The organism is Actinomycetota bacterium (assembly GCA_040905475.1).
Lineage (GTDB): Bacteria > Actinomycetota > AC-67 > AC-67 > AC-67 > DATFGK01.
The window spans coordinates 1-1,410 of sequence record JBBDRM010000040.1; the positions used below are offsets into that span (position 1 = coordinate 1).

The window sequence follows — 1,410 nt, forward strand, 5'->3', positions numbered from 1 at the left end:
GAGCTATTGTCAAATGTTGTGGATGAGTCCTCACGCGGCGGCGTCCTCTTCGGTTCCCTCGTCGTTGCTCCTCTCTCGTAGCTGACCGTCGATGAATGTCGCGCCCGCACGGACCAGGGCGACGAGGTGCGGCGCGTTGACCTTGCGCCACCGGTCCTGGGCCGCCTGGATGAGCTTGAACGCCATGGCCAGGCCTGCCTCCCTGGAACCCGCGCCCTTCGTGACCCGCTGACGCAGCCTCACCGTGGCGAAGGTGGACTCGATCGGGTTGGTGGTCCGGAGGTGGATCCAGTGCTCGGCCGGGTAGTCATAGAACAGGAGCAGCGTGTCGAGCTCCTCTGTCACCTTCTTCGTCGCCTTGGGGTGGGAAGCGAACCGCTCTGCGAAGACCTTCACGGCCTCGAGCGCGTCCGAGCGCGACTCCGCGGTGTAGATGGCCACCAGGGCGGCCTTGGCCTCGGCGTGCAGGCGCTTGGGAAGCGCGTCCAGCACGTTGGCCGTCTTGTGGACCCAGCACCTCTGCTCGGCGGAGGCCGGGAACACCTCACGAAGGGCGGCCCAGAACCCCAGGGCGCCGTCGCCCACCGCCACCGCCGGCGCGGCCAGGCCGCGGCGCTTGAGCCCGCGTAGCACCTGCGCCCAGGACTCGGTCGACTCCCGGTAGCCCTCTGAGATCGCCACGAGCTCCTTGGTCCCGTCGGGGCGCACGCCCACGATGACCAGGCAACACAGCCGGTCTTGTTCCAGGCGGACGTTGAAGTGGATCCCGTCGGCCCAGAGGTACACGTAGTCGACATCGCGAAGCGTGCGCGTGCTCCACCGCTCGTGCTCGGCCTGCCAGGCCTCGGTGAGCCGGCAGATCGTGGAGGCCGACAACCCGGCGTCTGAGCCGAAGAAGGCCTGAAGGGCGGGGGCGAAGTCGGAGGTGGACAGACCCCGCAGGTAGAGGATCGGCAGCACCTCGGTGACCTTGGGCGATCGCCGCATGTAGGGCGGCAAGATGGCCGAGGAGAATCGCTCCCCGTCGCGGCGGTCATCGACCCGAGGGGCGGCGACCTCCACCATGCCGGCCCCGGTCATCACCTCCCGGGATCGGGCGAGGCCGTTGCCCACCACGAGGCGGCGCCCGGACCCATCGAGCACGTCAGCGTGGGCGTCCAGGTAGGCCCTGCGCTCGGCCTCGAGGGCCACGGCGAGCATCTGGGTGGCGGCGAGGTGGCACAGCTCGTCGAGGTCGATCAACAGCTCATCGGGCTCCGCCGGCTTCAACACCGCGGGGTCATGCGCTATCTTCAGCACCAGGCGTACTCCTTCCCGCCGGCTCCAACCGGCGATCTGCGTATAGGACGCGTGAAGGGTACGCCGCCTACTTTTCAGAGATCGTGCATCCACAACTTTCGGTTATAGCTC

At 68.0% G+C, this 1,410-nt stretch carries 1 protein-coding gene; it reads right to left on the reverse strand.

Annotated elements, in window-relative coordinates; translation table 11 throughout:
- Window positions 1-30 precede the first annotated feature (30 nt).
- Window positions 31-1,290: an IS256 family transposase gene (locus tag WEB06_03700; protein MEX2554719.1), complete on the reverse strand. Its 1,260-nt coding sequence runs from the start codon at window positions 1,288-1,290 to the stop codon at window positions 31-33.
- Window positions 1,291-1,410 lie beyond the last annotated feature (120 nt).